Below are 25541 nucleotides of genomic sequence, written 5' to 3'. Positions count from 1 at the left end.
AGGCCGGTGCACCCACCACCCAGTAATCTCTAGTCCCGTGAGCGCACAGGGAGCAACAGCAGTAGGTATCGCCAACGTGACCGCGGACGGAACCGTCCTCGACACCTGGTTCCCGGCACCGGAGCTGGGAACATTCGACAAGACCGGTACCGAGAACGTCGAGGGAACAGACATTCCTTCCGATCTTGCACTGCTGGCAGGCACTGACGACGCTCGCGAGGTCTCGCAGGTCGTCGTCCGCACCACCATCGCCGATCTCTCCAAGGCACCGGTCGACGCACACGACGTCTACCTGCGCCTCCACCTCCTCTCGCACCGTCTCGTCGCACCCCACGGCGTCAACCTCGACGGCCAGTTCGGCCTGCTCAGCAACGTCGTGTGGACCAGCTTCGGCCCGTGCGCCGTCGAAGGCTTCGAGCAAGTTCGCTCGCGTCTGCGCATCCGCGGCGTCGTGACCGTGTTCAGCGTCGACAAGTTCCCCCGCATGGTCGACTACGTCGTGCCGTCCGGAGTGCGTATCGGTGACGCGGACCGTGTCCGACTCGGTGCGCACCTCGCCAGCGGAACGACCGTCATGCACGAAGGCTTCGTCAACTTCAACGCCGGCACCCTCGGTAACTCGATGGTCGAAGGCCGCATCTCCGCGGGCGTCGTCGTCGACGACGGATCCGATGTTGGCGGCGGCGCCTCGATCATGGGCACCCTCTCCGGCGGCGGCAAGGAAACCATCTCCCTCGGCAAGCGCTGCCTCCTCGGCGCAAACGCCGGCCTCGGCATTTCGCTCGGCGACGACTGCGTCCTCGAAGCGGGCCTCTATGTCACCGCGGGCACCAAGGTCACCGGCCCGGACGGCACCGTCGTCAAGGCCAAGGAACTCAGCGGCAAGTCGAACCTTCTCTTCCGTCGTAACTCGGTCTCGGGTGCCGTCGAGGTCGTGCCGTGGAAGGGCACCGGCGTCGAACTGAACGCTGCTTTGCACGCCAACGACTGATGACTGACACCGACGTCTCCGACGGAACAACCACTGCTCTCGGCCACGGTCTCAAGGTCCGCCATCTGACGATGATGGGCCTGGGCTCGGCCATCGGCGCCGGCCTGTTCCTCGGAACCGGCGTCGGTATCGCCAAGGCCGGCCCGGCCGTCCTGATCTCCTACATCCTTGCGGGCGCCGTCGTGGTGTTCGTGATGCGCATGCTCGGTGAGATGGGAGCTGCGATCCCGGCGAGCGGTTCCTTCTCTCACTACGCGCGCCTGGGGATCGGCGAGTGGGCCGGCTTCGTGATGGGCTGGCTCTACTGGTTCATGCTCATCATGGTGCTGGGCGCCGAGATCACCGGAGCCTCGGCGATAGTGAACGACTGGGTGCCGTCGATCCCGCAATGGGTTGTCGCCCTGGTCTTCGTGGTGTTCTTCGCCGTGGTGAACCTGGCGAAGGTCAGCAACTTCGGTGAGTTCGAGTTCTGGTTCGCCGCAATCAAAGTCACCGTCATCATCGCCTTCCTCGTCATCGGCGTCCTGCTGGTGTTCGGCATCCTCCCCGATACCGATCCGGTCGGTACTAGCAATCTGTTCGGGCAGGGCGGCTTCATGCCCAATGGGTTGTCTGGCATTGCTGCAGGACTGCTCGTCGTGGCGTTCGCCTTCGGTGGGATCGAGATCGTCACCATCGCCGCAGCCGAATCCGAGAATCCGGAACGCTCCATCGCCGTCGCTGTCCGCTCCGTGGTGTGGCGCATCAGCGTCTTCTACATCGGTGCCATCTCCATCATGGTTCTGGTGCTGCCCTGGAACGACCCCGAACTCGAGAGCGGCCCGTTTGTGGCCGTCTTGAACAAGGCGAACATTCCGGGTGTTGCCGGGTTCATGGAACTCGTCGTAGTGGTGGCGTTGCTTTCCGCCTTCAACGCCAACATCTACGGCACCTCCCGGATGGCGTTCTCACTTTCGCGCCGCGGCGACGGACCCGCTTTCATGGCGAAACTGTCGAGCACCGGAGTTCCGACCAATGCCGTTCTGCTGTCGGTGTTCTTCGGCTTCGTCAGCGTCCTGCTCAACTGGCTGCTCCCCGACGACCTGCTCGGCATCCTGCTCAACGCAGTCGGCGCCGCGCTGCTCGTCATCTGGATCTTCATCGTCGTCTCGCATCTGCGACTGCGTAAACAACTCGAAGCGTCGGGCAAGCTGACAGTTCGTATGTGGCTGTTCCCGTATCTGAGCTACGCGACTCTCGCGATGCTCGGCGTCTTCGTCGTCCTCATGCTCTTCGACGCCGATGCCCGTGCACAGTTGATCTCGACCACCGTGTTGTTCCTGGTGATCGCGGCATTGGGTTTCCTGAACGCCCGCTGGCGTAAGCAGAATCAGCCCGCCTGATCCGTGTGCCTATGCATCCCGCCTGTTCACGACGACGATGCTGAGGCCGAATACGACGAGCACGAAGAGGGCGAAGTAGACCAGGCTGCCCCAGGGTCCCCAGTGGAAGTCGACGCTACCGCCGGAACCGAGAAAGTTGTTGGCGTTCATGAACGGCAGGAACGGCATGATCTTCTCGCCGATACTTCCGAACAGGTTGAAAAGATTCTCGATCAGCAAGGGCCACAACAGCAGTAATGCGATCGCACCTGCAGACTGCCGGAGCAACGCGCCCACTCCTACGGCTAGAACTACGCAGAAGAACGCGTAGATCGGTGTTCCGTAGACGACCCGCCAGTTATCGTCGCCCGACAGAGTCAGGAATCTTCCGGCGTCACCTGATGTGGCCTTCGTGAGAGCGAAAGCGCCGAATGACAATACGAGAGTCAGTACCGCTCCGAAACCACCTATGAGGCCCGCTTTGGCGATGAGCACCGAAGCGCGGTTCGGAACTGCCTGGAAGGTGGTGCGGATGGTCCCGAAGCGATATTCGCTGGTGATCGCGAGAGCCGCCATGATCATCAGAACCAACACACCGAAGCCGGTCACTCCACTGAGTGCCCCCGACACTGTCGGCATCATTGCACCGTTGGGGCTGCTGAGCGACGACTTGGCGCTGAGTCCGAAAGCTGTGGCGAGTCCCAGCCCGAGCACGATGATGATGATCGTGCACCACAGCGGCGACTTGGTCGTGGTGATCTTGATACGTTCAGCACTGAGAACAGCCATTACAGTGCACCTCCCATAGCGTGCTGTGTGTTTGTGTGGTGGGCTCCGGCACCCGGATCGATACCGGATGCGTGGTACTGGACATCGTCTCCGGTCAACTTCATGAACGCATCCTCGAGCGATCCCTGCACAGACGCCAACTCGTGCAACACGATTCCCTGCGAACCAGCCAGACCGCCGATCACATCAGTGGTCGAATCCACGACCACCAACACCGGCTCCGATCCCGTGTGCTCCTCGCGGACAGTCAGTCCGTGGGCAGTCAATGCGGCATGGAGAGCGTCCAATTGTGGGCTGCGCACGCGCACCGTCGACTCCGACGAGCGATCCACGAACTCCGCGACCGTCGAATCCGAGATCAACCGACCCCGGCCGATCACCACCAACTGCTCCGCCGTCAACGCCATCTCCGAGAGAAGGTGACTCGACACCAACACCGTGCGGCCCTCGGCCGCCAACCGCTGCATGAACTTACGAATCCAGACGATGCCCTCCGGATCGAGACCGTTGACCGGCTCGTCGAGCAACAACACCTTCGGATCACCCAACAACGCACCCGCCAACCCGAGACGCTGCGACATACCGAGCGAGAACCCGCCGGCCTTCTTGCCCGCTACCTCGGACAATCCGACCAACCCGAGCACCTCGTCGACGCGGGACTTCGGGATCCCGTTCGAAGCAGCCATCCACTGCAGATGCGCCCGCGCACTGCGATTGGGGTGCACCCACTTCGCATCCAACAACGCGCCGACAGTCCGCAGCGGTGTCTTGAGCTCGCGGTACGGCTTGCCGTCGATCAACGCCGCACCCGACGTCGGCTGATCCAAACCCAGGATCATCCGCATCGTCGTCGACTTACCCGCACCGTTCGGGCCCAGGAAGCCCGTCACGATGCCCGGCTTGACCGTGAACGACAAATCGTCCACCGCTTTCGTCGGCCCGTAAACCTTGGTCAATCCCCTCAACTCGATCATGAGGACCAGTCAACCATGAAAAACCGAACTGTCGGAACTTTCGGACGCCAACGCAGAAAGCCGTTGCGTGCGTTCACTGTCGGCGCTAGTATCGAATGTATGTTCGACACTACCGGGGGGTAAAAGTGACGACGCAAGTATCTGAACAGGCGCTATCCGAAGAAACGATCGGACAATTCCGAGCGTCACTCGTCAGCATGGATCGTTCCATCGACAACGCAGCTCGCGTGGATCTACTACGCGCACTGGAAGAGCTGAAGGCCAGTTGCGCTGGGGCCCAGGCTTTGCTGGCTGCCGATCTCGACACGGTAACCCGCAAGGACCGCGGCGAACGGGGAGTTCTGCGCTCGTACCAGGGCCGTGGAATCAACGCGCAGATTGCCCTCGCACGGCGAGAGTCGGCATGGTTCGGAACTCAGCATCTCAACCTGGCCCGCGCACTGAACGACGAGATGCCGCACACACTTCGACTACTCGTCCGTGGCTCCATCAGTGAGCATCAAGCGACAATTCTCATGCGTGAAACTGCGTGTCTCACAGTCCAGGATCGCGCTGCATTGGATCGCGAGTTCTGCTGCGACGCTGCAATCTTGGACGGATGTGGCACCCACCAACTGACAGAAAGAATCCGCGCACGCACTGCGGAAATAGACGCCGACAGTGTTGCCAGACGAGCACGCAAAGCCGTAAGAGACAGACGTGTGACGTCACGGCCTGCGCCCGACACGATGTGCTGGCTCAATGTGTTACTTCCCGCTGCCGCGGGTACCGCCGTATATGCCACGCTCGGCCGCGATGCAGATTCCGTACTTGCCGGCGGGGACAAGCGCACGCGAGCTCAAATCATGGCTGATCTCCTGGTGGAGCGGGTCACCGGAATCGGCCGCGCCACACCGACACCCGTCACCGTAAATCTGGTTGTCTCCGACCAGTCGCTACTGGGCGACGGTACCGATCCTGCCCACGTCCACGGGTACGGACCTGTTCCAGCAGCCATCGCACGTGAATGGATCACCTTGTCCGGCGAGGACTCCGAAACCATGACAACGGTTCGAAAGCTCTACGCACGCCCCGATACGGGAGCACTGACCGCAATGGAATCCACCGCGAGAACCTTCCCGAAGGGGTTGGCACGATTGATCGAACTCCGGGATCGAAGCTGCCGCACTCCGTGGTGCGACGCGCCGGTTCGCCACCGCGACCACATTCGCGATCACTCGAGGGGTGGCCTCACCAGCGCAGCCAACGGTGCCGGGCTGTGCGCGGCATGCAACTACGCGAAACAGGGCTCGGACTGGTCGGCCGAACCTGTACCAGGTACCCGGCACACCTTCACCACGACGACGCCTACCGGGCACCGATATTCGTCTGAGGCTCCGCCACTTCCGACGCCCTGGGCCGGTCCCGACGCGGCCTGAGGTCCTCGGCGTGGCTCACGATCCTCGGTGAGCCAGTGCGTTCACAAACACCTCGGAAATCTCCGAGGGGTCTCGAGCGATGTACGTCGAACCGCCCGTCACGCGGGAGATATCGGCGAGTGCCGCCGCATCGGCGTCATCGGTGATGCCGATGGTGACGATGATGACCGGACGCGCCGGATCCTGCTCGCGTGCAAGAACATCGAGCAGCTGTTCACGGCTGATGCTGTCGGGATCTTCGTTGGCACCGTCGGTCAAGATGATGACGCTGTTGACCGCTCGCGGATCGTACGATTCCTGCACCTTACGGAAGGCGGCCAGAGTCGTGTCATACAAACCGGTGGCGCCACGCTTGAGTTCGGTGAGACGGTTCGCCTGATCAGCCATCAACTTTCGCTGAGTCATGCCGTCGACGATGGTGTCGTAGCGCCTGATCGGCACTAATTCCTGAAAGTCCTGGGTTCCGTTCATACCTTGGGAGAACGCCCAGAGACCGGCAGCGACACTGTCCGGGAAGACCTGATTGCCGGCGAGAGCGGCAGCAGTGGTCAACTGCATGCGCGTCTTGCCGCCTGCTGCCGGGTAGTCCATCGACGCAGACACGTCGATCGCAACGAGTGTCCGGATCGGCTTGGCCATCAGAGCCCAAGCGCCCAGCGTTTGATCGGCCACCGACTGTTCGGAGACCGTCAAGGCCGTCACGTCACCAACTCCACCTTCGACAGCTCCACCGCCGGAAGTACGGAAACCGCTGCGTGTCAGCACTTCCTGAGCAGATTCACTGTGCAACAGGTCGGCGATGGCGTCACTCTTCTTCGCTGCCGCGTAGTGCCGATCCGGCGCCGAGGCACTGACCACCAGGGGGTAATCCATGATCATGGTTCCAGTCGCCGGTACTGTCGCGGAAATCTTCGACTCGGCTTTCGTGAACTCGACGACCTGTTGCTCGGTCGAAACACCGACCTTGCCGGAGCTGACCAATTCGGTGAGCATCTTCTGCCCTACCGGCTGATCTTCGGTACGAACGCTCTCTGCTTGGGCATGGGGTACCAGGGCCGCTCGAACCGATTCGGAGGTGGCCCCGGTCTCCGCGAGGGCTCCGAGAATGGGCGCCGACGCAACCCCGGTGAACAACGGATTGCCCAGCGCGAGATCGGGAACCTGAAGCGCCGTGAGCCAACTGGCAAACTGCTCGCCACCGCCGGAGGCGAGGACGACAGGCGAGGTGGCGATCGAACCGCCGGCGGCAGCAACCGGTCCCTTGGCCGTCAGTGCAGCTTTGCCGACCCACGCTGTCGAATCCGGTATCCACATGTCCGGTGCGTCCACGCCCTTACCCAGGGTTCCCGCTACGTCGCCTGGCAACGCAGAGGTGACTGTGATCCGCGAACAGCCTGTCTGCTCCGGCGACGATTCTGCGAGGATCTCCGTGACTGCAGGCGCGATCGCAGGATCTGCTGCCAGCGAGTACTCGTCGACGCTCTCGCAGGAATCGGACTGTGTTGCCTTGAAGACCACCACCCCGGTAGCGACTACCGCGACGGCAACCAACCCACCCACTGCGTAGAACCCGATCGACCGCCCGCTGTCAGGACTCGAATGCCGTCCGCCCGCCATGAAATCTGCCCTTCCGAGGCCACTCGCACTAGGACATACCGACGGCATGCGTGCGACTGGAGCTATCCCTACCGGGCGGTAGTGTAGCCAAGAACACAGAAATTCCAACTAGCGCTGAATCGTCGGAGAACCGACGAGCCCATATTCCGGGACAGTCCGACCGAAGTCACGAACCTTCAAGCGTCACAGCGACTTTTCAGCAAACCGCTCTTCTCAGAAGAGCTCGCGCTTCTGGACCTTGCCCATCGCGTTACGCGGCAGAGTCTCGGCGAAGCGAACCTCACGGGGACGCTTGTGCGCCGACAACTCAGCCCCGACCAACTCGACCAATTCAGCTTCGGTGACCTCGGGGCTCCCGGGCTTACGGACTACGACGGCGATGATCCGCTGACCCAGATCGGCGTCGGGGACACCGATCACCGCAACTTCGGACACCGAAGGGTGCCCGAGGATGGCGGTCTCGATCTCGCCGGCGCCGACTCTGAATCCACCGGTTTTGATCAAGTCGATGGATTCGCGGCCGACGATTCGGTGGAACCCACCCTCGTCGATGACGGCGACATCACCGGTCTTGAAGTAGCCGTCCTCCGTCCAGGACTCGGCGGTTGCGTCTGGACGGTTCAAGTAGCCGTCGAAAAGCATCGGCCCACGTATCTGTAGACCGCCGATACTCTCGCCGTCGTGTGGCACGTCGTTGCCCTTCTCGTCACGAAGACGAGTCTCGACTCCGCGCAGCGGCACGCCGACCCACCCTGGGCGTCGCTCGCCGTCGAAACGTGTGCTCAAAGTCAGCATCGTCTCACTCATGCCGTAACGCTCGATCGGCGTCAATCCTGTTCGGTCCCGTAGCTTTTCGAAGACAGGCACAGGAAGCGGCGCACTACCGGAAACCAGAAGTCGGGCACCGGACAACGCGCGGGCAGCTTCTTCGTCTTCGGCGATACGCGACCAGACGGTGGGAACACCGAAGTAGAGGGAGCCTTTCGCCCGGGCGTAATTTTCCGGCGTCGGCTTGACGGTGTGGATCACCCGGCTGCCGATCCGGAGGGGGCCGAGGATTCCGAGGATCAGTCCGTGCACGTGGAAGAGCGGAAGCCCGTGGACGAGCGTGTCTCGCCACGTCCAGTCCCAGGCCTCGGCAAGCGCGTCGATCCCGGCTGCGATGGCCGAGCGACTGAGCAGAACGCCCTTCGGTGGGCCAGTGGTACCGGACGTGTACAGGACGAATGCTGTGGACTGCGGTGCCGGTTCGGGATAGCTGTGCCACGAGCGAGCGTGCAACCGGACGGGAACTACCGGCAGAGTGTCGCAGTGGTCGTCCGTTTCACCGAGCCACGCCTGAGCACCCGAGTCACGCAGAATGTGCTCCCGCTCAGCCTTCCCCGAGTCCGGCGGGACCGGCACAACGGTGACACCGGCAATCAATGCTCCGACGACGGCGAGAATCGTTTTTGCTGTGGGAGTTGCCAATACGGCAACCCGATCGGCCTGCGCCACTCGTTCCGCGACCGAGGTCGCGGCACCGAGAATGGCACTCCGCGAGAGAACCGTGTCACCGATCGTCACGGCGTCGTCGAGGTCGTCACCGCGGGCGACAGCAAGGGGGTTCAGTGATCTCAGCAGCACCACGACAGCATCTCACAGCGCCGAAGGTCGCAAACTTTCTCCTGCCCGACGCGCATCTATCGAGTGCGGAGGGAACAGCGTCACCAGCGCCGCCCCCAAGAGCGCCCCGGAAAGAACGGCGAATCCGTGCGCATCGTCGACCGTCACCAGGGTTGCGCCGCCGACGACAATCACGGCCGTCAGAACAATCTCAGGCATTCGCGGGCGCACCAGAACACCGATCCCGGCGGCCGCCGCTGCCAGAGCAAGTGTGGCACCGGAGTTACCTGCGCCGGTCGACGGAAAGACTGCGGTGGTGAGCAAACCGAACAACAGTTGACCGAACAGGAACAGAGCCCAGCCACGTGCGGCGCCCCAGAGCCGAAACGCAGGCGGTGCAACCACGGCCAGCGTCACGAGATTGGTGACGGTTCCTGCGACCCCTCCGTCCTGGACGAGCACGGAGGTCAGAATGCGCCACCATTGACCGTCGCGAATCAATGCGGGATCACGACGAAACATCTCGAGTAGTCCTGGTATCAGCGCCTGCAGGATGGACGGCACTGCAACCATCAGCCAGAGGAGAGCTGCCGAGAGTGGGAACTCTCCGAAAACTCGACGACTTTTCAACCACACAAGCATCAGTGCAACCGAGGCAACAACGACAGCAAAAATCAGTACCGCGTCCAAGCCGCCGGCCCCTGAGGTGGTCACAGCGCGACCTTACATCGGACCGATACCGACATCAGGGAACCTGACACCTGGGAAAGCACGCAGTTCAGGCGGAGAGGCGCTTTGCTGCCGCGGCGATTCGTTCGTCTGTTGCAGTGAGCGCGATCCGCACGTGCTTGCTACCGCTCGGTCCGTAGAACTCACCGGGGGCAACGAGGATCCCACGATCGGCGAACCAACTGACCGTCGCTCGACATTCCTCGCCGCGCGTCGCCCAGAGGTACAGACCCGCCTCGGAGTTGTCGACGGTGAATCCCGCGCCTCGAACAGCTTCGATCAACACACTGCGACGCTCGCGGTACCGCTCGCGCTGGATGTTCTCGTGTTGGTCGTCGCCCAAGGCTGCGGTCATCGCTGCCTGGATCGGCAGCGGCAGGATCATGCCCGCGTGCTTTCGCACCTCGAGCAGTTCCGACACCAGAGCCGGATCACCGGTGACGAACCCGGCGCGATAGCTCGCGAGATTGGACGTCTTCGAAAGCGAGTGGACCGCAAGCAAACCGGTCAGATCGCCGTCGTTGACCCGGGGATCGAGAATGGAGAGCGCATCCGCTTCCCACGTCAATCCGAGGTAGCACTCGTCGGAGACGACGATCGCGCCCCGCTCGCGCGCCCAGGCCACGACCTTCTGCAAGTGCTCGAGGCCGAGCACTTTGCCGGTGGGGTTCGACGGCGAGTTCACGAAGATCATCGCCGCCGACTCGGGACCGAGCTTGTTCAAGCCGTCGGCGCGCAGGACGCGAGCGCCTGCCAGCTTCGCCGCGACCTCGTACGTCGGGTATGCCAACTCCGGAATGACCACCAGATCGTCGGCTCCGAGACCTAGCAATGTCGGCAGCCACGCGATCATTTCCTTCGTGCCGATCGCCGGCAGGACCGCTGCCGGATCGACGTCGGGAATGTTGTAACGGCGATCGAGTGACTCCGCTACGGCCTCGCGAAGTGCGAGCGTGCCGTGCGTCGTCGGATATCCGGGTATCTCGGCAACAGAGGACAAAGCCTCCTGGATCACCGGATCAACGGGATCAACCGGCGTTCCCACGGACAGGTTCACGATGCCGTCGGGATGAGAGTGCGCCGTCGCCGTGACGTCGGCGAGCGAATCCCACGGAAAATCAGGAAGCCCAGTGGCCACCGGAGTACGAGACAAGATCTCTATTCCTCACCCATGGGAGGCAGCGCCTTGATGAACGGCGTGTCGTAGTCGACCTTGCCGAGCTTGGCCGCTCCACCCGGCGAACCGAGATCGTCGAAGAAATCGACGTTGGTGCTGATGTACGCGTTCCACTGGTCCGGGACGTCGTCTTCGTAGAAGATGGCTTCGACGGGACAGACAGGCTCACACGCGCCGCAGTCGACACACTCGTCGGGGTGGATGTAAAGCATGCGTCCACCCTCGTAGATGCAGTCGACAGGGCATTCTTCGATGCACGCCTTGTCCATCACATCTACACACGGTTCAGCAATCGTGTAGGTCACTGCCGATCTCCCTGCCTTCCTGTCGTGCATCGCCGCCGCAACACGCAGTTGCAAGGGGCCGAAAATCCGATACGACTCTCACGTACCGCGGAACAGCCTATTATCCCCCTGCCAACCGACTCTGAGCAGGCGGGGGTAACACATTTCAGCCTACTGCGGTGATGTTCCTCGACCGAATCGCGATCCACTTCTCCCCCGCAGCAGCAGCGCGGACCAAAGCGCCGCGCTCACCGAGATAATCCGCCACGACGCCGACCACCGGAATCTTGCCGAAAATCTCGTACGGTTTTGTCCGCGACGGCCGCTTGTGCAACTCGTCAGTGATGGCACGAAAAGTCTTCGACGTGCGCCACAAGGTGCCGATGAGCGCGAACGGGCGCCAGGTCTCGTCGGCACCGCTGACCGACTTTTCGGCGAAATCCTCACCGGCGAGCAGATCTCGGGACTTGGTCTCACGCCGGCACAGCACCGACGCCAGGAGGTCCACCTGCTGATCCCGCTCCGTCACTCCGTGTTCACGGGCAACCGCAACGAGCACAACGGCCTGATTCGCGAATGCCAAGAGGTCCTGGATCGGCAGCCGATTGAGGAGGACGCCGAAGATGCCGGGGAACGCGACGGCAACGGTGTTGAGTGCACCCAACCGGGTCGTCCACCACTTCGAGCGCTGCTCGTCGGTCATCACCGACCACGCCGCCGTCCCGGGGAACTTGACGACGTCGAGGACCCAGGCCGCCGCGTCCAACACCATCGCTGCGGCATTTCGCTCGGGATCGGTCGGCTCGAAGGTCCGACGCTTGATACCGAGCGGATCACTGTAGGCGAGATCGAGAACCGGGTTGATCCCCCACACCGCTCGATCGAGAACCTCGACGACCTTGCGGTCCCCCAGTACGTCAGCCATCAGGCAATCGCTCCTTCGCGTCGTGCATGTGTGGTGGTTCGTTCGCGTGCCGGACGTCCGATTCCCTCGGCGATGGCGCGCAGTTCTGCGACGGTCTTCTCGGACCCGTGTTCGGAGCCAGCCATCCGCGAGATCGTCTCCTCCATCAGCGTCCCACCGAGGTCGTTGGCTCCGCCGTTGAGCATCATCTGTGTTCCGGTGATCCCGAGCTTGACCCAGCTAGTCTGGATGTTGGGGATACGACCGTGCAGCATGATGCGTGCCAGTGCATGCGCAGCGCGGTTGTCCCGGTTGGTCGGCCCTGGCCGTGAAGCGCCCGCCAGGTACAGCGGTGCGCTCTGGTGAACGAACGGCAGCAGCACGAACTCCGTGAATCCACCTGTACGGTCCTGAATTCCGCGAAGAACATTCAGGTGCCCGACCCAGTGGTGCGGCTGATCGACATGCCCGTACATCATCGTCGAACTCGATCGCAGCCCCACCTCGTGGGCCGTGGTGACCACTTCGATCCACTCCGCCGTCGGCAGTTTGCCCTTGGTGAGGATCCAGCGCACCTCGTCGTCGAGGATCTCCGCTGCCGTACCGGGAATGGTGTCCAGGCCCGCCTCACGCAGAGCGGTCAGCCAATCCCTGATGCTTTCACCGCTGCGCGATGCACCGTTGACGATCTCCATCGGCGAGAACGCGTGGACGTGCATCGACGGCACGCGCTTCTTGACGGCCCGGACCAGGTCGGCGTAACCGGTGACGGGAAGTTCTGGATCGATACCGCCCTGCATGCACACCTCGGTCGCGCCGGCGACGTGCGCTTCCCACGCACGGTCGGCGACCTGCTCTGCCGACAGCGTGAACGCGTCAGCGTCGCCCTTGCGCTGCGCGAATGCACAGAACCGGCAGCCCGTGTAGCAAATGTTGGTGAAGTTGATGTTTCGGTTCACCACGTAGGTGACGTCCTCGCCGACGGCGTCCTTGCGTAGCGCATCCGCCAGTGCCACAACAGCTTCCAGGCCCGGGCCCTCCGCCGTGGCAAGGGCCAGGTACTCGTCGTCGGAGCATCCGGCCGGGTCGCGTTCGGCACTGCGCAGCGCAGCCAGCAGATCGGTGTCGACGCGAATCGGAGCACTGAGCTCGAGTACCTGTTCGCGCACGGTCTCCCAGTCGCCGAACGCACTGCCCAGGTCACTGCGGGTCTCGGTGTTGCGCCCGTCTGTATCGATCTCGGTATTGAGATCGACGCGTCCGCTCGATTCCCACGACTCGTCCGGTTCCTGCCACGGTCGACCCACCGGTTTGGTGTCGGGCCGGGCGAGGCCGGTTTTGGGGTCCGCCAGTGCCTGCACGTGGCCCGCAATGCGCGGATCGATCCACGGAGCCCCGGCCAGGACATATGCCGGCTGAGCCGCAGTGCGTTCGGTCAGGGTGAAGCCGCCTTCGGCGCTGATCTCCGCCAAGGTCTCGAGATTCGGCCACGGACGCTCCGGGTTGACGTGATCGGGGGTCAACGGTGACACCCCGCCCCAGTCGTCCACACCGGCGCCGAGCAGCGCGAGGCACTCGCTGTTCGAGACGAGATTCGGCGGACTCTGAATCCGCATCGTCGGCCCGAGCAGCAGGCGTGCGACGGCGATGGCCGCGAGAAACTCGTCGAGTCCTGCATCAGGGGTATCGCGCATCGCGGTATCAGGTTTGGCCAGGAAGTTCTGGATGATCACTTCCTGGATGTGCCCGAACGCCTTCTGCGACTTGCGTATCGCCATGATCGATTCGGCACGCTCGAGGAAGTTCTCCCCGATGCCCACAAGAATTCCCGTGGTGAACGGGATGTTCAGTCGGCCTGCGTCGGTCAGGGTGCGTAGCCGAACCGCCGGGTCCTTGTCCGGGCTGCCGTAGTGGCATTCGCCCTTGTCGGTGAACAGGCGGGTTGCGGTCGTCTCGAGCATCATGCCCATCGACGGAGCAACGGGCTTGAGCCGCGAGAGTTCCTGCCAGCTCATCACACCGGGATTGAGGTGCGGGAGCAGTCCGGTCTCCTCGAGTACCCGGATCGACATCGCCCGCACGTAGTCGAGGGTGGAGTCGTAGCCGCGTTCGTCCAGCCACTGCTTTGCTTCCGGCCAGCGAGCCTCGGGGCGATCACCCAGCGTGAACAACGCTTCCTTGCAGCCCAATTCGGCGCCTGCCCGAGCGATGTCCAAAACCTCGTCCGGCTCCAGGAACATGCCGTGCCCAGCGGCACGCAGTTTCCCGGGCACCGTGACGAATGTGCAGTAGTGGCACTTGTCCTGGCACAGACGGGTCAGCGGAATGAAAACCTTCCGCGAATACGTCACGGTGTTCGGCCGACCCGCTGCCAGCAGACCCGCATCGCGAACCTTGGCTGCCGAGGAACACAGATCGGTCAGATCGGTTCCCCGCGCCTGCAGCAGCGTTGCCGCCTCGTCGACGTTCAGGGTCGCTCCATCGCGTGCGCGACGGAGAACTCGCCGCATCGCCGACGCTGACGGGCCGGGCGACGGACTGGACGAGGCGGACGCGGAAATACCTGGCATCGGAAGCATGGTGGGTTTGCCGGAGTCATCACCAGTTCGGTTCACCTAGCGATCATGCGCCATGCGGGACGACTAGTGCCACCCGGTGCCAGAAGTAGGAGGCCTTACCGCCCCGACACGGCCTCGATCACGACGGCCGGTAGTCGTCGTCGACCGCGACCTCGACTCGTTGATCCACCACGTCAGCCACTGGCGCGTCGAGTGGAATGTCGGTCAGATCGGGTTCTTCGGGGGCGTTCGGATCTACGGGTGTCGATTGTTCGAGCGCATCTGATTCCGGAGCCTCCGGGTCGAATGTCGCATCTTGTTCGGTCATCACGTGCTCCCTTCGCAGTCGCCACACTCCACGATAGGGCCGATGTCGACAGATCGCCCCTCACTCGACCAAAGTAGTGCCCATGACTGCCCCGCAACCGCTGACCATGGCCGACCCGTTATGGCGACCCAGCGCCAAAGCCCCGAGGCTGTGGGCAATCACTGCCTCGCTGTTCTGGGTACCCGTCATCGTCGCCGAAATCGTCTGTGCCGTCTTGATACCCGGAATCCCGTCCTGGGTGGTGGGCCTGGTCTTCGCAGTCACCGCCCTATTCGCGGCCACCTACATTCTGATGGTTCCGGCGTGGCGGTATCGCGTCCACAGATGGGAAATCAGTGACACTGCGGTGTACACACGCACGGGGTGGTTCACCCAGGAACGACGGATCGCACCGATATCGCGCGTGCAGACCGTGGACACCGAACGCGGACCGATCGACCGCATGTTGGGTCTGGCAACCGTGACCGTCACTACGGCGTCGTCGGCCGGGGCTGTGAAGATCTCCGCGCTCGACCAGGAAATCGCCGACCGCACAGTGGCCCAACTGACGGAGATCGCGGGCACCAACGTGGGAGACGCAACGTGAACGAGAAGCAGTTGGGCGACCCGACCGCGATCGAAATCCCGGTCGAGGCGGAAACGGCAGCTGCCGAGGCAGCCGAGGAGGAACAGCCCTGGCTCCGCCTCGACCGCCGCATGCTTCTGGTCCACCCCGTCAACGAAGTCGTCAAACTGCTCCCGGTCCTACTAGTCTCGGTAGTTCTCGGCAGCCAATCCGGAAACCACTGGTGGGGACTCGGCGTCGTCACTCTGCTCGTCGTCTTCGGTCTGTTGCGGTACTTCACCACCACGTACCGAATCGGGCCCGTTCACGTTCAACTGCGCACCGGGGTATTCCAGAAAAAGCTGCTCTCTGTCCCGCGTAGCCGCATCCGATCCGTCGACGTCGAGGCCGGGGTCATGCACCGACTGCTCGGGCTGTCGATCGTGCGCATCGGGACCGGCCAGCGCGCCGGGATCGGCCACGATTCGAACAAGTTCGAACTCAATGCCCTCTCGACTGCCCTGGTTCCGGACCTACGTGCCGCGCTGTTGGCCGGCGCGCAACAGGCACGGCGACTGGAAACCCCGGGCACACCGGTCGAGAACATCGCCGAACCGGTCGACACCGAGATCGGTCACTGGGAGCCCAGTTGGGTTCGCTACGCTCCATTTTCGTTCACCGGAATCGCCATCATCGCAGCGATCATCGGCATCTCGTTCCAATACGGCATCGGCACTGCCGTCGCGAAATCGTCGGCAGTAAGCGACAGCTTCGACTCACTCGAGAGCCTCGGCATCGCGCTGATGGTCGTCATCGCACTCGTCGTGCTGCTGGTGCTGTCGAGTGCACTCGCCTGCGTCCAGTACCTGATCGCGTTCGGCAACATGAAACTCACCGACAACGGCCGCATCCTGCATGTCAGTCACGGCCTGTTGAAAACTCGGCAAACCACACTCGACCGCGCCCGCCTCCGCGGCACGACGCTCAAGGAACCGCTTCTACTGCGATTGGCCCGCGGCGCGCGGCTCGACGCCATCATGACCGGGGTCAGCGCGGAGAAGAAGGAATCTTCGCTGCTGCTCCCGCAGGGGCCACGGAGGGAAGCCGAGCGAGTGATGGCTACCGTGATCGGTGATTCACGTCAGGCGTCCGCCCCGCTGATCCCGCACGGCCCGGCCGCGCGGCGTCGCCGGTACACCAGGGCACTGTTTCTCGCGACTGTGGCGTTTCTGGTCTGCGTGGCGTGCGCGGCTTCTGGTCTGGATGTACCGATCTACGCGTGGTTCGGGGTCGCCGTACTCGCCATCGCTGGCGCTGCCCTCGCCTACGACCGATACAACGGCCTCGGCCACGCAGTCCTGCCGGGATGGTTGATCACCCGAAGCGGCTCGCTCGATCGCCAGCGTCACAGCCTCGAATCCGAAGGTGTCATCGGATGGACAGTGCGCGAGACGTTCTTCCAGCGACGCGCAGGCGTGGCAACCGTCATCGCCGCGACGCCAGCAGGCACCGGAAGCTACGAGGTGATCGATCTCCCCGCCGAGAACGCGTGGGCATTGATCGAAGCCGTCACTCCGGGCGGTGGCGACGTTTGGGCAGGTCGTCGATGATGAGCCTCGCCAGCGAACCGAGACGCGATCGCTCCGGCTGGATGGTCGGAACACCGAGAAGTTCCAGCGGGGCGGCCGTCACCGGTCCGACGCAGTAGGTCGGTACCGGTCCGCGCATAGCTGCGACGAACCGCTCCAGCTCGCCCATCTCTTTTGCCGTGCTGAGCATCGAGGAGACCGCGGGGGCACTGGTGAAGGTCAGCGCGTCGATTGCACCGGAACGAACTGCAGCGACCAACGCGCGGACTGGCGACTGATCCGGCGGCCGGATCCACCGATAGACCGACACCGGGGTGACAACCGCGCCGATGTCGGCGAGGGAGGCGCTCAGGTCCGTCAACGGCTCCCATTCGGTGATGGTGCCGTGCAACTGGACCGCGACGCGTAAGCCTGCCACTCCCTCGCTTCCGAGGTGTTCCAGAACTTCCTCGGACGACTCACCCGAAGGCGACCATTCCTCACGCAGTCCGGCGCCCCGGATGGCGCCCGTCGCCTTGGGGCCGCGGGCGATGATCCGCGTCCGGGCCAGAGCTCCGAGGAACTCGTCGGTCAAACCCCACGACGCGACGGCGTCGAGCCAACCCCGAAAGCCGATTCCGGTGCTGATCACGACCAATTCCGGCGGATCGGCAATCAACGCGGACGTCTGAGTGCGCAGGTCCCGATCGTCCACCAACGGCAGCACATGGATCACCGGTGTCCGCACGATCTCCGCGCCTCGACGTTCGAGGAGCGTCGCAAATTCTTCGACACGCCGTTCTGCGGTCAAGGCGATAGTCGCGCCCGCCAGATCATCTTCAGCCACAGGCTGAGTGTCCCTTATGGATGGGTCACTTTCCTACGCGCGCGCCGAGAACTATTGCGAACTGAGGGTGGCAAGCCTGTTGATCGCTACTTTGAAGAGGAAAACCGCGGCCGGAGCGATTGCGCCGACCAGCAGTAAGAACGTCAGAGGGGACGAGAGCACCAGCACGTCGCCGCCCGGACCGCCGACTATGCACACCAAGAACCCGACGATCCAACCGGCGAGCGGCAATGCGGCCATACCCGGCGTCGTAACCGTGCGGGCGGCGATCACCAATACGAGGTTCGCGGTCGCTGCAACGAGAATGCTGATCGGAAATGCCGTCGTACCGAGATGAGTCGGCAAGAACAGGACGGACAACACCGCGCATAAGAACCCGTCGAAAATCAGGACACCGAGGATGATGGGGTCGAGCCACGACAGCGACGTTTCTGTCGAAGCGTCTGTGTTGTTCTCGGCCGTGATCATGGTTTTGATAGTGGTCTATCGACGGCCAACGCGCGAGCGCGGGGTCCCTCCCGACAAGCACCCCGGCTCGCGCCCGAAAAGCACGAAGTCGATCAGGGAACCGGCGGGAACCCGAGCAGCGTCAGCAGATGACTTTGCTGATCTGCAAATGCGTAGAGCGATCCGTAATACATGTCGTGGTAGTAACCGGCCATCGGACGCAACGAATCGACGAAGGCGACGATCTGGTTCTGCAGGTCCCAGTTGTACATTTCTTCAGCCCCCAGGCTTTGCTGTTACCGAAAGGACCACCCATCCGGTGACACGCATCACACACCACTACGGCGTCGATCGCAATGCCTGTGAGCCGACGCCCAGGTCAGCTGTGCAGCCCGCCGAACAGATCGCGCTCGCGACCGTCCTCACCCACCGGACCGAGCGTGCCGGCGGCCAATACGAAATGCTCGACCGTCAGGATCGGTTGGACTACGTTGTTCGACAACGCGAACTCGGCTCCACTCGGGGCTACCGTCACCTGAGTGGCGTGGGCGCTCAATGCCCTCGCCTTCGCATCGATGACGCCTCGAACATCGATTGCCGTCGTCACGTCTGCGTCCTCGACGCTCGGCAATTCACCGGGCTCGGGCAGACGCCAATTCTCCGGGAACTCGGAAATCGCCGCGATGCCGCGTTCGAGTCCGCTGCGCTCGGTCACGGTCCAGTAGAACTTCGGAGTCGACCACGGCTCGCCGGCCTCGGGATATGCGGCCGTTGCTGCAGCTTCCACGGCCGCTGTCGTGATCGCGTGTGCCTGGATGTGATCCGGGTGCCCGTAGCCTCCGTTGGGGTCGTAAGTGATCACGACGTGCGGCCGAATCTCACGAATAACGGCAACCACCGCGCCGACTGCCTCGTCGAGTCGAGCATTGACAAAAGCACGGGGATTGGCGGCCGAAGGTGTGCCGATCATTCCGGAGTCGCGATACCGACCGGCACCGGCGAGGAAGCGAGGAGCGGCACTGCCCAAAGCCGACAAAGCAGCGTTCAGTTCCGCGATCCGGTAGCCCCCGAGTTGATCGGCCTCGGCACCCACGAGCCCTGCCCACGCGTCACCGATCACTTCGCCTTCCTCCCCCAACGTGCAGGTGAGGACCGTGACGTCGGCGCCTTCGGACGCGTAACGCGCGATGGTGCCACCGGTGGTGATCGTTTCGTCGTCCGGATGTGCGTGCACCAACAGAAGTCGCTTCGCCGACGCGGTCACTTTGCCACCCTCACCCAGTCCGTAGCGTTTCCGAATATCCCCACCTGCACCGGCCCGTCGAGGACCACGCCCTCGACTCCGGTCCCGACTGCAACCAGCGCTCGGCTCTGCACGATCGGCAAAACCGCCGCAAGATCCCACAGCTTGGGTTCCGCATCGGCGATCAACGACCCGAGATCCCCGATGCCACTGAGCGCTTCGTCGATCCGACCTTGCAACGCCGGATCACACAGCCCGGACAGGTTGCTCGGAGCCTCGACGCTTGTCGTTCGGACAGGCTCCGGAGACTGCGACGGCGTCGGTGTGGGCACCGCCGAACCTGTCGCAGGAGTGGAAGGTGCTGTCGGGCAACTGAACCGGGAGGCCAGCGAAGTTGCGGTGTCAGCGCCTGCTCGGCTCCAACCGACGATCATGTCGACGCGTCCTGTGGTCAGATCCTCGCCGTAGAGCTCCTCCGGCGGCACCGATTCGACGGTCGCCAGGATCCCCACGTCACGCAATTCGTCGGCAGCGGTGTTTGCCACGGCGATCGCGATGTCGTCGTTTTCGGGAGCGCCGATCAGCAGGGTCAACTGAGCGCCGTCCCGGACGATCGATCCGACCGTTCCAGTGCCAGTGACGATTCCGGTGGGCGGCGCTGTCAAGTAGCCGGCTGCGGTCAGCTCGCCCAGCGCCTGCTCTCTCGTCGGTTTCGGCGGCGCGGTTGGCGCATATCCCGGATCCGACGGAGCGAGGATCTGAGCTTTCACCGGGGCCGACGCCGATTCACTCCCGGCCGCCACTACGGCGAGCAGGTCCGGATCGAGCAGTCCCAGAACACCTTTACGCACCCGAACGTCCGCGAAGTTCTTACTGCGCCCATTGACGTTGATATCGAGAGTGCGCGGAACGTAAGAGAATGCCGTACTGACACCCGGGATTGCAGAAAGCTGAATATCCGTGGCACTACCCGAATGAACTTGCGCCACTTGAGCATCGTCGGTACGCAGTGCATCCGCCAACTGCGAAGCCGTTCCTCCGCGTCGCAGAACTATCTGATCCGGATCTGAAGGCTTGCCCCAGAATCGGTCGTTGCGTTCCAGCACGATTTCGTCTCGACCACGGTCGACCGAGCGCACGTGAAAGTGGGCTCCAGACACCGGAATCCCCTCACTCAAACCGGTGCTGAAACCGCCGGGAGTGTCCTTGATCAGGTGGGACGGAAGAATATCGGTGAACAACTCTCGCCACGCCGGATACGGCGCACGCATCACGACGTTGACCGTCTTGCCACCGCCGGACGAGTTCACATCGTCGATCATCTGATAGCCCGCGGGATTGACCACACCGGGAACCGAGATCATCTGCTGCCAGAGATAGCGAAAATCCTCTGCCGCAATGGGAGCGCCGTCCGACCATTGAGCTTCGTTGCGCAGTTGGTAGCGAATAGTGAACGGAGCCTCTGACGTCACTTCAGCCGAAACGAGAAAAGAATCGTCGATCGCCCACTCCGTCGCACCAGGCTGCGTCGGCGAATTGATCGGGCGAAACGCACTGGGCAACACGAGGTTGCCGACTGCGGAGTTGACCGGCGACTGATCCGCGAGCAGGTGCGGGTTGAATCCGCCTCCCACCTCGTCGATCGCCACAGTGACCTGCTTCATCGCCGGAACAACCGGAGTCGGTGTGGGCTTGACGGTTTCGGTGCTCTCGACCGGAGGCGGCGGATCGGCCGTACACGCGGTCAGCGACAACGCCGTCACTGCCACTGCCAACGCCAGGTAGCGACGTCCTGAGGCCACAGACAATTCCTTCCGTACGGGGCCGCGTCGCCCCTTCGCACTCGATTTCCGGGCAGAACTTTCGCCCGGAAACCATGAAGGCGAATGTACCTTTCCGCCGAAAACTCGGCTGAAAGGCACATCCGCCTGTCAGGTGGTAACCGACGAAAGACTACAGAGCAGCCTTGTCGCGAGACTTGCTACGCGAACGCTCGCGAGCGCGCTCGGTTGCATTGAGATGCACCTTGCGGACGCGGACGTCCTCGGGGGTGACCTCGACGCACTCGTCGCCGGAGCAGAATTCCATGGCCGCTTCGAGCTCGAGCTTGATGGGCTTCGCGAGGGTCTCCATCACGTCTGCGGACGACTGACGCATGTTGGTCAGCTTCTTCTCGCGGGTGACGTTGATGTCGAGGTCTTCCTGACGGGGATTGATACCGACGACGTGACCCTCGTAGGTGTCTGCGCCGGGCTCGACGAAGAAGGTTCCGCGGTCAGCCAGCTGGATCATGGCGAACGGCGTCACCGTGCCGGAACGGTCCGACACGAGAGAACCGGTGTGGCGTGCACGAATCTCGCCGGCCCAGGGGCCGTACCCGTCGAAGACGGCGTTGGCGATGCCGGTTCCGCGGGTATCCGTGAGGAATTCCGTACGGAAGCCGATAAGACCACGCGAAGGAACGATGAACTCCATACGAACCCAGCCCTGACCGTGGTTCGACATCTGAACCATCTTGCCCTTGCGGTTTGCCAGAAGCTGAGTGATGGCACCGAGGTACTCCTCGGGGCTGTCGATGGTCAGCTCTTCGAAAGGCTCGTGGATCTTACCGTCGACAGTCTGAGTGACCACCTGCGGCTTTCCGACGGTCAGTTCGAAGCCTTCGCGACGCATCTGCTCGACGAGGATGGCGAGCGCGAGCTCTCCACGACCCTGGACCTCCCACGCATCGGGACGTCCGATGTCGAGGACCTTGAGCGAGACGTTACCGACCAGCTCCTGGTCCAGGCGAGCCTTGACCATGCGCGAGGTGAGCTTGTGACCCTTGACGCGGCCGACCAGCGGTGAGGTGTTGGTACCGATCGTGACCGAGATAGCCGGCTGATCGACAGTGATGCGAGGCAGCGCAACCGGGTTGTCGAGGTCGGCAAGCGTGTCGCCGATCATGATGTCCGGGAAGCCCGCAACAGCGCAGATATCGCCGGCAAGCGCAACCTCGGCGGGAACACGCTCGACACCGATGGTGGTGAGCAGTTCGGTGATCTTGGTCTTGGTGATGACGGGCTCGCCGTCGACCTCGCGGCACCAGGACACGGTCTGGCCCTTGCGCAGCTCGCCGTTGTGGATGCGAACCAGCGCGAGGCGACCGAGGAATGCCGACGCGTCGAGGTTGGTGACGTGAGCCTGAAGCGGCGCGTCGACCGTGCCCTTGGGGGCCGGGACGTACTCCATCAGAACCTGGAACAGAGCGGTGAGGTCCTCGGCGTCGGGCGCCTGACCGTTCTCGGGCTGCACCGTCGAAGCCTTGCCCTCGCGGCCGGAGGCGTAGAGAACCGGCAGCCCGAGCGCAAGCTCGGCGGCTTCGGCGGCCTCGTCGGAGAGATCGGACGCGAGGTCCAGGAGCAAGTCCTGAGCCTCGGAGACAACCTCTTCGATGCGAGCATCGGGACGATCGGTCTTGTTGACAACCAAGATGACGGGCAGTGAGGCAGCAAGTGCCTTACGCAGCACGAAACGCGTCTGCGGAAGCGGGCCCTCGGACGCATCGACGAGCAGGACGACGCCGTCGACCATGGACAGACCGCGCTCGACCTCGCCACCGAAATCGGCGTGGCCCGGGGTGTCGATGACGTTGATGACGGTGACCGAACCATCCTCGTTGCGCTTGTGCACCGAGGTGTTCTTCGCGAGGATCGTGATGCCCTTCTCGCGTTCGAGGTCGCCGGAGTCCATGACGCGATCGACCAGCTCGGCGCGCTCCTCGAACGCGCCGGACTGACGAAGCATGGCGTCGACGAGGGTGGTCTTGCCGTGGTCGACGTGTGCGACGATGGCAACGTTACGGAAGCTGGTGGTGGTCACGCGATGGCTCTCCTGGCTGAGTTGATTCGGCCACGCGAAAGTCAAGTCGCACGGCTCTTCTGGTGGCCGCTGCACGAGTGTGTGATCCGAATCAGGGCACGAATCGCCTGAATAGGCACCGCGGCCTAGTAAATACTACTCGCTCCGAGCGGATACTCCTGCATTGTGCGGCCTCTATCACCGCCCCCACCAGCCAATAGTGATCTGCACCACGCTGAAGCGAGTAGGATTACGACCTGGAGAAACAGGGTGTTTAAGGGTACGCTAACCTCGTTCCAAGAGCGGGCTCTCCGCCGTAGTGAAACAGGAAAGCCGCAGCGTCACATGGGAAAAATCAAGGCAAGCAAGGTCTCGAAGCTCAAGCCGAAAAAGAAGTGCTGCCGGAAGAAGACACGGTGCATCAAGTGCCCCGTTGTCATCATGCGGATGAAGAAGCTCGAGAACGAGGGCGCATCCAAGAAGGAACTGAAAGCCGGTCTCAAGAAGGCCCGCGCGGCGTAAGCGCCCTCAACTCCTCGAGCAATTCGGGGATCCAGGCTCGATCGTTGTCGACCAGATCCATCGACAAGAGTTCTTCGGCATCGACCCATGCCAACTGAGCGTGGTCGAGCGCGACCGGTTCGCCGGACACCAACTCCGCCCGGTACGCCCGCAGGACCAACCCGGCCGACAGTTGCACGTCGACGCCGATTCTTGTTCCGCATCGAACCTCTACCGCAAGCTCCTCGCGCAACTCGCGGGCCAACGCAGCCTGCGGCGTTTCGAACTCCTCGACCTTCCCGCCCGGCAGTTCCCAGCGACCGGCCAACGCCGGCGGACTCGTCCGCTGCGCGAGAAGCAGCCTTCCCCCGCGGAAGATCGCACCGGCGACAACTTCGCGATCCCTTGCAGGCACATCACTCATCGCACCATGATGGAGTATGGCCACTTTGTTGTCCGACTCCGCGATCCAAAGCGCTCTCGACGAACTGCCGGCCTGGCAGCTGTCGCCAGGCTCGATCACTCGTACCGTCGATTCCGCGACTTTCCCGGATGCGATCGCGCTTCTTCAACGCATCGCGGCAGTCGCCGAGGCCGCAGATCATCATCCTGACATCGACGTTCGCTGGCGAAAGGTCACGTACACGCTTTCGACACACTCGGCGGGCGGTCTCACGGAACTGGACTTCGACCTTGCCCGTCGAATTGACGTACTCGTCGACGATTCGGTCCGTTTCGCCTGATCTCCGAGTGAACAAACCTCGCAATCTGACGTAACAGTTGCATCAACTTTCACATAGATCACTTCAGTCACAGGTATGGTCGCCGTAAATCACGATCGAGGCCGGTCATGCCATAGACTCCCCCCGGTGCGTAGCTGCTCAGCAACTGAACAGCTGTACAACCCGGGGGCTCTGTACATAGAGTGACCCCTCGAGCCGTCAAACGCGGAGCTCGCCTAGGCGCCCGCGCGGTATGACTAAGGATGGGGAAACAGTGCTTCGAACCCGAGGTATGCGAAAGGCGTTCACCGCCGTCGCTATTGCCGCAGTAGCAGGACTGGCATTGCCGGCACAGGCAATGGCCGATCCGGCAGCACCGCCCGCACCCGAAAGTGTGCCGATCGAGTTCCTCGCATCGTTTGCGCCCGCCATCATCGGCGCCGCTGCAGGTCCGGCTGACGTCGCCGGCGGCCCGCAGCAAGCGTTGCTCGACCAAGCTCGCGCGATCCTGAACTCCCCCGGCATCCCGCCCGAGATCAAAGCCACCCTCGAGAAGGTCATCACCTTCCTCGACGGCAGCGGCGGCGGCGGACCGGAAATCCCGAACGAGAACGCCCCCGTCATCGCGCAGTTCCTCTACCCGACGCTTGGCAAGGGCTGCATCTCGGCCACCGCCGATTCGGTCGGAACCGCGCTTGCTGTTCCGGGCCCGGCTCACCTGCCCCCTCCCGGCCCCGCTGCCGGTCAGGCCGGGTTCGTCTTCACCGCTCTCGGAACAGCTCCTGCCGTCGACGACCAGCCGGTGCCGATGACCGTGACTTGGGTCAACATCGACAACCAGCGCAGCGCCACTCAGAACCTGACCAACGCGTCGCGCATCAACCCGGATGGTCCCGCCACCTTGTCGGCTATTGCCGATACGGGTCCGGGACGTGTCCTCTCGGTGATCAGCGGTTCGCTGACCACCCAGCCGGAAGGCGCAGATCGCATCACCTGCAGCTTCCTCCCGACCGTGGGTATGTTCGCGGTCGCTTGATCGAAGTCTTGTGAAAGGGACCCGCCGAATTTCGGCGGGTCCCTTTTGCATCTCCGAT

General features: G+C 63.1%; 25 protein-coding genes. 8 read left to right on the top strand and 17 right to left on the bottom strand.

The features are described from left to right. Window positions 1-37: 37 nt before the first annotated feature. Entirely contained in the window at window positions 38-991 is a 954-nt protein-coding gene (dapD, locus tag R4P70_RS09120; RefSeq protein ID WP_317830698.1) for a 2,3,4,5-tetrahydropyridine-2,6-dicarboxylate N-succinyltransferase, read from the top strand. Further along, on the top strand, window positions 991-2373 hold the full coding sequence (locus R4P70_RS09115) for an amino acid permease (RefSeq protein ID WP_020908472.1): 1383 nt from the start codon (window positions 991-993) through the stop codon (window positions 2371-2373). The genes dapD and R4P70_RS09115 overlap by 1 nt, the downstream gene beginning before the upstream one ends. 9 nt (window positions 2374-2382) lie before the next feature. Here R4P70_RS09115 and R4P70_RS09110 read toward each other — a convergent pair whose 3' ends face one another. Together R4P70_RS09110 and R4P70_RS09105 are read right to left on the bottom strand one after the other, a co-directional pair. Continuing rightward, window positions 2383-3141 carry an ABC transporter permease gene (locus tag R4P70_RS09110; RefSeq protein ID WP_029255815.1) on the bottom strand — a complete coding sequence of 253 codons (759 nt, stop codon included), beginning with the start codon at window positions 3139-3141 and terminating at the stop codon, window positions 2383-2385. Next, a complete protein-coding gene (locus R4P70_RS09105) occupies window positions 3141-4115 on the bottom strand; it encodes an ABC transporter ATP-binding protein (RefSeq protein ID WP_317830697.1) in 975 nt (324 codons plus the stop codon). The genes R4P70_RS09110 and R4P70_RS09105 overlap by 1 nt, the downstream gene beginning before the upstream one ends. A 197-nt stretch (window positions 4116-4312) precedes the next feature. Here R4P70_RS09105 and R4P70_RS09100 point away from each other — a divergent pair, with 197 nt between their 5' ends. Continuing rightward, window positions 4313-5533 (top strand): HNH endonuclease, encoded by a 1221-nt coding sequence (locus tag R4P70_RS09100; RefSeq protein WP_244891482.1) that lies wholly within the window; start codon window positions 4313-4315, stop codon window positions 5531-5533. Window positions 5534-5548: 15 nt separating this feature from the next. Here R4P70_RS09100 and R4P70_RS09095 read toward each other — a convergent pair whose 3' ends face one another. The 8 genes from R4P70_RS09095 to R4P70_RS09060 all read right to left on the bottom strand — a co-directional run bounded on the left by R4P70_RS09095 (window position 5549) and on the right by R4P70_RS09060 (window position 14735). Next, window positions 5549-7150, bottom strand: a complete 1602-nt coding sequence (locus tag R4P70_RS09095; RefSeq protein WP_070385335.1) for a substrate-binding and VWA domain-containing protein — start codon at window positions 7148-7150, stop codon at window positions 5549-5551. A gap of 213 nt (window positions 7151-7363) precedes the next feature. After that, complete coding sequence (locus R4P70_RS09090; protein WP_317830743.1) at window positions 7364-8776, bottom strand: acyl-CoA synthetase; 1413 nt, start codon at window positions 8774-8776, stop codon at window positions 7364-7366. 12 nt (window positions 8777-8788) lie between these two features. Beyond that, window positions 8789-9469, bottom strand: coding sequence for a rhomboid family intramembrane serine protease (locus R4P70_RS09085; RefSeq protein ID WP_205906506.1), 681 nt, complete (start codon window positions 9467-9469; stop codon window positions 8789-8791). A 64-nt stretch (window positions 9470-9533) separates the two neighbouring features. Continuing rightward, the gene (dapC, locus tag R4P70_RS09080) at window positions 9534-10637 is read right to left on the bottom strand and encodes a succinyldiaminopimelate transaminase (RefSeq protein WP_264613103.1); all 1104 of its coding nucleotides are present in this window, start codon (window positions 10635-10637) and stop codon (window positions 9534-9536) included. Window positions 10638-10642: 5 nt separating this feature from the next. Beyond that, the gene (gene fdxA / locus R4P70_RS09075; RefSeq protein WP_003945248.1) at window positions 10643-10966 is read right to left on the bottom strand and encodes a ferredoxin; all 324 of its coding nucleotides are present in this window, start codon (window positions 10964-10966) and stop codon (window positions 10643-10645) included. A gap of 145 nt (window positions 10967-11111) precedes the next feature. Continuing rightward, window positions 11112-11870, bottom strand: a complete 759-nt coding sequence (locus R4P70_RS09070) for a hypothetical protein (protein WP_020908480.1) — start codon at window positions 11868-11870, stop codon at window positions 11112-11114. Then, entirely contained in the window at window positions 11870-14428 is a 2559-nt protein-coding gene (locus R4P70_RS09065; protein WP_019744516.1) for a bifunctional FO biosynthesis protein CofGH, read from the bottom strand. The genes R4P70_RS09070 and R4P70_RS09065 overlap by 1 nt, the downstream gene beginning before the upstream one ends. A gap of 118 nt (window positions 14429-14546) precedes the next feature. Continuing rightward, window positions 14547-14735 (bottom strand): hypothetical protein, encoded by a 189-nt coding sequence (locus R4P70_RS09060; RefSeq protein WP_003945217.1) that lies wholly within the window; start codon window positions 14733-14735, stop codon window positions 14547-14549. 82 nt (window positions 14736-14817) lie between these two features. Here R4P70_RS09060 and R4P70_RS09055 point away from each other — a divergent pair, with 82 nt between their 5' ends. Together R4P70_RS09055 and R4P70_RS09050 are read left to right on the top strand one after the other, a co-directional pair. Then, window positions 14818-15321: a PH domain-containing protein gene (locus R4P70_RS09055; protein ID WP_317830696.1), complete on the top strand. Its 504-nt coding sequence runs from the start codon at window positions 14818-14820 to the stop codon at window positions 15319-15321. Continuing rightward, window positions 15318-16889, top strand: coding sequence for a PH domain-containing protein (locus R4P70_RS09050; RefSeq protein WP_021345012.1), 1572 nt, complete (start codon window positions 15318-15320; stop codon window positions 16887-16889). The genes R4P70_RS09055 and R4P70_RS09050 overlap by 4 nt, the downstream gene beginning before the upstream one ends. Here R4P70_RS09050 and R4P70_RS09045 read toward each other — a convergent pair. The 6 genes from R4P70_RS09045 to typA form a co-directional block, all read right to left on the bottom strand. Further along, window positions 16849-17694 carry a uroporphyrinogen-III synthase gene (locus tag R4P70_RS09045; protein ID WP_020908485.1) on the bottom strand — a complete coding sequence of 282 codons (846 nt, stop codon included), beginning with the start codon at window positions 17692-17694 and terminating at the stop codon, window positions 16849-16851. The two genes, R4P70_RS09050 and R4P70_RS09045, sit on opposite strands and share 41 nt — an antisense overlap. A gap of 51 nt (window positions 17695-17745) precedes the next feature. Beyond that, window positions 17746-18162, bottom strand: a complete 417-nt coding sequence (locus tag R4P70_RS09040) for a hypothetical protein (protein WP_317830695.1) — start codon at window positions 18160-18162, stop codon at window positions 17746-17748. A 92-nt stretch (window positions 18163-18254) separates the two neighbouring features. Next, window positions 18255-18413: a hypothetical protein gene (locus tag R4P70_RS09035; protein ID WP_019744522.1), complete on the bottom strand. Its 159-nt coding sequence runs from the start codon at window positions 18411-18413 to the stop codon at window positions 18255-18257. Between the two features lie 107 nt (window positions 18414-18520). Next, a complete protein-coding gene (mshB, locus tag R4P70_RS09030; protein ID WP_308370933.1) occupies window positions 18521-19405 on the bottom strand; it encodes an N-acetyl-1-D-myo-inositol-2-amino-2-deoxy-alpha-D-glucopyranoside deacetylase in 885 nt (294 codons plus the stop codon). Further along, window positions 19402-21186: an ABC transporter family substrate-binding protein gene (locus R4P70_RS09025; protein ID WP_019744524.1), complete on the bottom strand. Its 1785-nt coding sequence runs from the start codon at window positions 21184-21186 to the stop codon at window positions 19402-19404. The genes mshB and R4P70_RS09025 overlap by 4 nt, the downstream gene beginning before the upstream one ends. A 151-nt stretch (window positions 21187-21337) precedes the next feature. After that, window positions 21338-23245 carry a translational GTPase TypA gene (gene typA, locus R4P70_RS09020; protein WP_019744525.1) on the bottom strand — a complete coding sequence of 636 codons (1908 nt, stop codon included), beginning with the start codon at window positions 23243-23245 and terminating at the stop codon, window positions 21338-21340. A gap of 324 nt (window positions 23246-23569) precedes the next feature. Here typA and R4P70_RS09015 point away from each other — a divergent pair, with 324 nt between their 5' ends. After that, complete coding sequence (locus R4P70_RS09015; RefSeq protein WP_019744526.1) at window positions 23570-23746, top strand: hypothetical protein; 177 nt, start codon at window positions 23570-23572, stop codon at window positions 23744-23746. On the opposite strand, the gene R4P70_RS09010 is transcribed toward R4P70_RS09015, so the two are convergent. Next, window positions 23724-24149: a (deoxy)nucleoside triphosphate pyrophosphohydrolase gene (locus tag R4P70_RS09010; RefSeq protein ID WP_024487314.1), complete on the bottom strand. Its 426-nt coding sequence runs from the start codon at window positions 24147-24149 to the stop codon at window positions 23724-23726. The genes R4P70_RS09015 and R4P70_RS09010 overlap by 23 nt on opposite strands. 16 nt (window positions 24150-24165) lie before the next feature. On the opposite strand from R4P70_RS09010, the gene R4P70_RS09005 reads away from it, so the two are divergent. Further along, a complete protein-coding gene (locus tag R4P70_RS09005) occupies window positions 24166-24468 on the top strand; it encodes a 4a-hydroxytetrahydrobiopterin dehydratase (RefSeq protein ID WP_019744528.1) in 303 nt (100 codons plus the stop codon). A 271-nt stretch (window positions 24469-24739) separates the two neighbouring features. Further along, window positions 24740-25483 carry a hypothetical protein gene (locus tag R4P70_RS09000; RefSeq protein ID WP_029255827.1) on the top strand — a complete coding sequence of 248 codons (744 nt, stop codon included), beginning with the start codon at window positions 24740-24742 and terminating at the stop codon, window positions 25481-25483. Window positions 25484-25541: the final 58 nt, after the last annotated feature.

The sequence above is a fragment of the Rhodococcus sp. IEGM 1241 genome, from assembly GCF_033142365.1.
Lineage (GTDB): Bacteria > Actinomycetota > Actinomycetes > Mycobacteriales > Mycobacteriaceae > Rhodococcus_F > Rhodococcus_F erythropolis.
This window is presented reverse-complemented; position numbering and strand designations above follow the sequence as displayed.

Bases quoted from the DNA above. Each gene is read 5' to 3' on its own strand.
- R4P70_RS09115 (WP_020908472.1), top strand. From the start codon at position 991: ATGACTGACACCGACGTCTCCGACGGAACAACCACTGCTCTCGGCCAC.
- R4P70_RS09110 (WP_029255815.1), bottom strand. From the start codon at position 3,141: ATGGCTGTTCTCAGTGCTGAACGTATCAAGATCACCACGACCAAGTCG.
- R4P70_RS09105 (WP_317830697.1), bottom strand. From the start codon at position 4,115: ATGATCGAGTTGAGGGGATTGACCAAGGTTTACGGGCCGACGAAAGCG.
- R4P70_RS09100 (WP_244891482.1), top strand. From the start codon at position 4,313: ATGGATCGTTCCATCGACAACGCAGCTCGCGTGGATCTACTACGCGCA.
- R4P70_RS09095 (WP_070385335.1), bottom strand. From the start codon at position 7,150: ATGGCGGGCGGACGGCATTCGAGTCCTGACAGCGGGCGGTCGATCGGG.
- R4P70_RS09070 (WP_020908480.1), bottom strand. From the start codon at position 11,870: ATGGCTGACGTACTGGGGGACCGCAAGGTCGTCGAGGTTCTCGATCGA.
- R4P70_RS09065 (WP_019744516.1), bottom strand. From the start codon at position 14,428: ATGCTTCCGATGCCAGGTATTTCCGCGTCCGCCTCGTCCAGTCCGTCG.
- R4P70_RS09060 (WP_003945217.1), bottom strand. From the start codon at position 14,735: ATGACCGAACAAGATGCGACATTCGACCCGGAGGCTCCGGAATCAGAT.
- R4P70_RS09055 (WP_317830696.1), top strand. From the start codon at position 14,818: ATGACTGCCCCGCAACCGCTGACCATGGCCGACCCGTTATGGCGACCC.
- R4P70_RS09040 (WP_317830695.1), bottom strand. From the start codon at position 18,162: ATGATCACGGCCGAGAACAACACAGACGCTTCGACAGAAACGTCGCTG.
- R4P70_RS09035 (WP_019744522.1), bottom strand. From the start codon at position 18,413: ATGTACAACTGGGACCTGCAGAACCAGATCGTCGCCTTCGTCGATTCG.
- R4P70_RS09015 (WP_019744526.1), top strand. From the start codon at position 23,570: ATGGGAAAAATCAAGGCAAGCAAGGTCTCGAAGCTCAAGCCGAAAAAG.
- R4P70_RS09010 (WP_024487314.1), bottom strand. From the start codon at position 24,149: ATGAGTGATGTGCCTGCAAGGGATCGCGAAGTTGTCGCCGGTGCGATC.
- R4P70_RS09005 (WP_019744528.1), top strand. From the start codon at position 24,166: ATGGCCACTTTGTTGTCCGACTCCGCGATCCAAAGCGCTCTCGACGAA.
- R4P70_RS09000 (WP_029255827.1), top strand. From the start codon at position 24,740: ATGCGAAAGGCGTTCACCGCCGTCGCTATTGCCGCAGTAGCAGGACTG.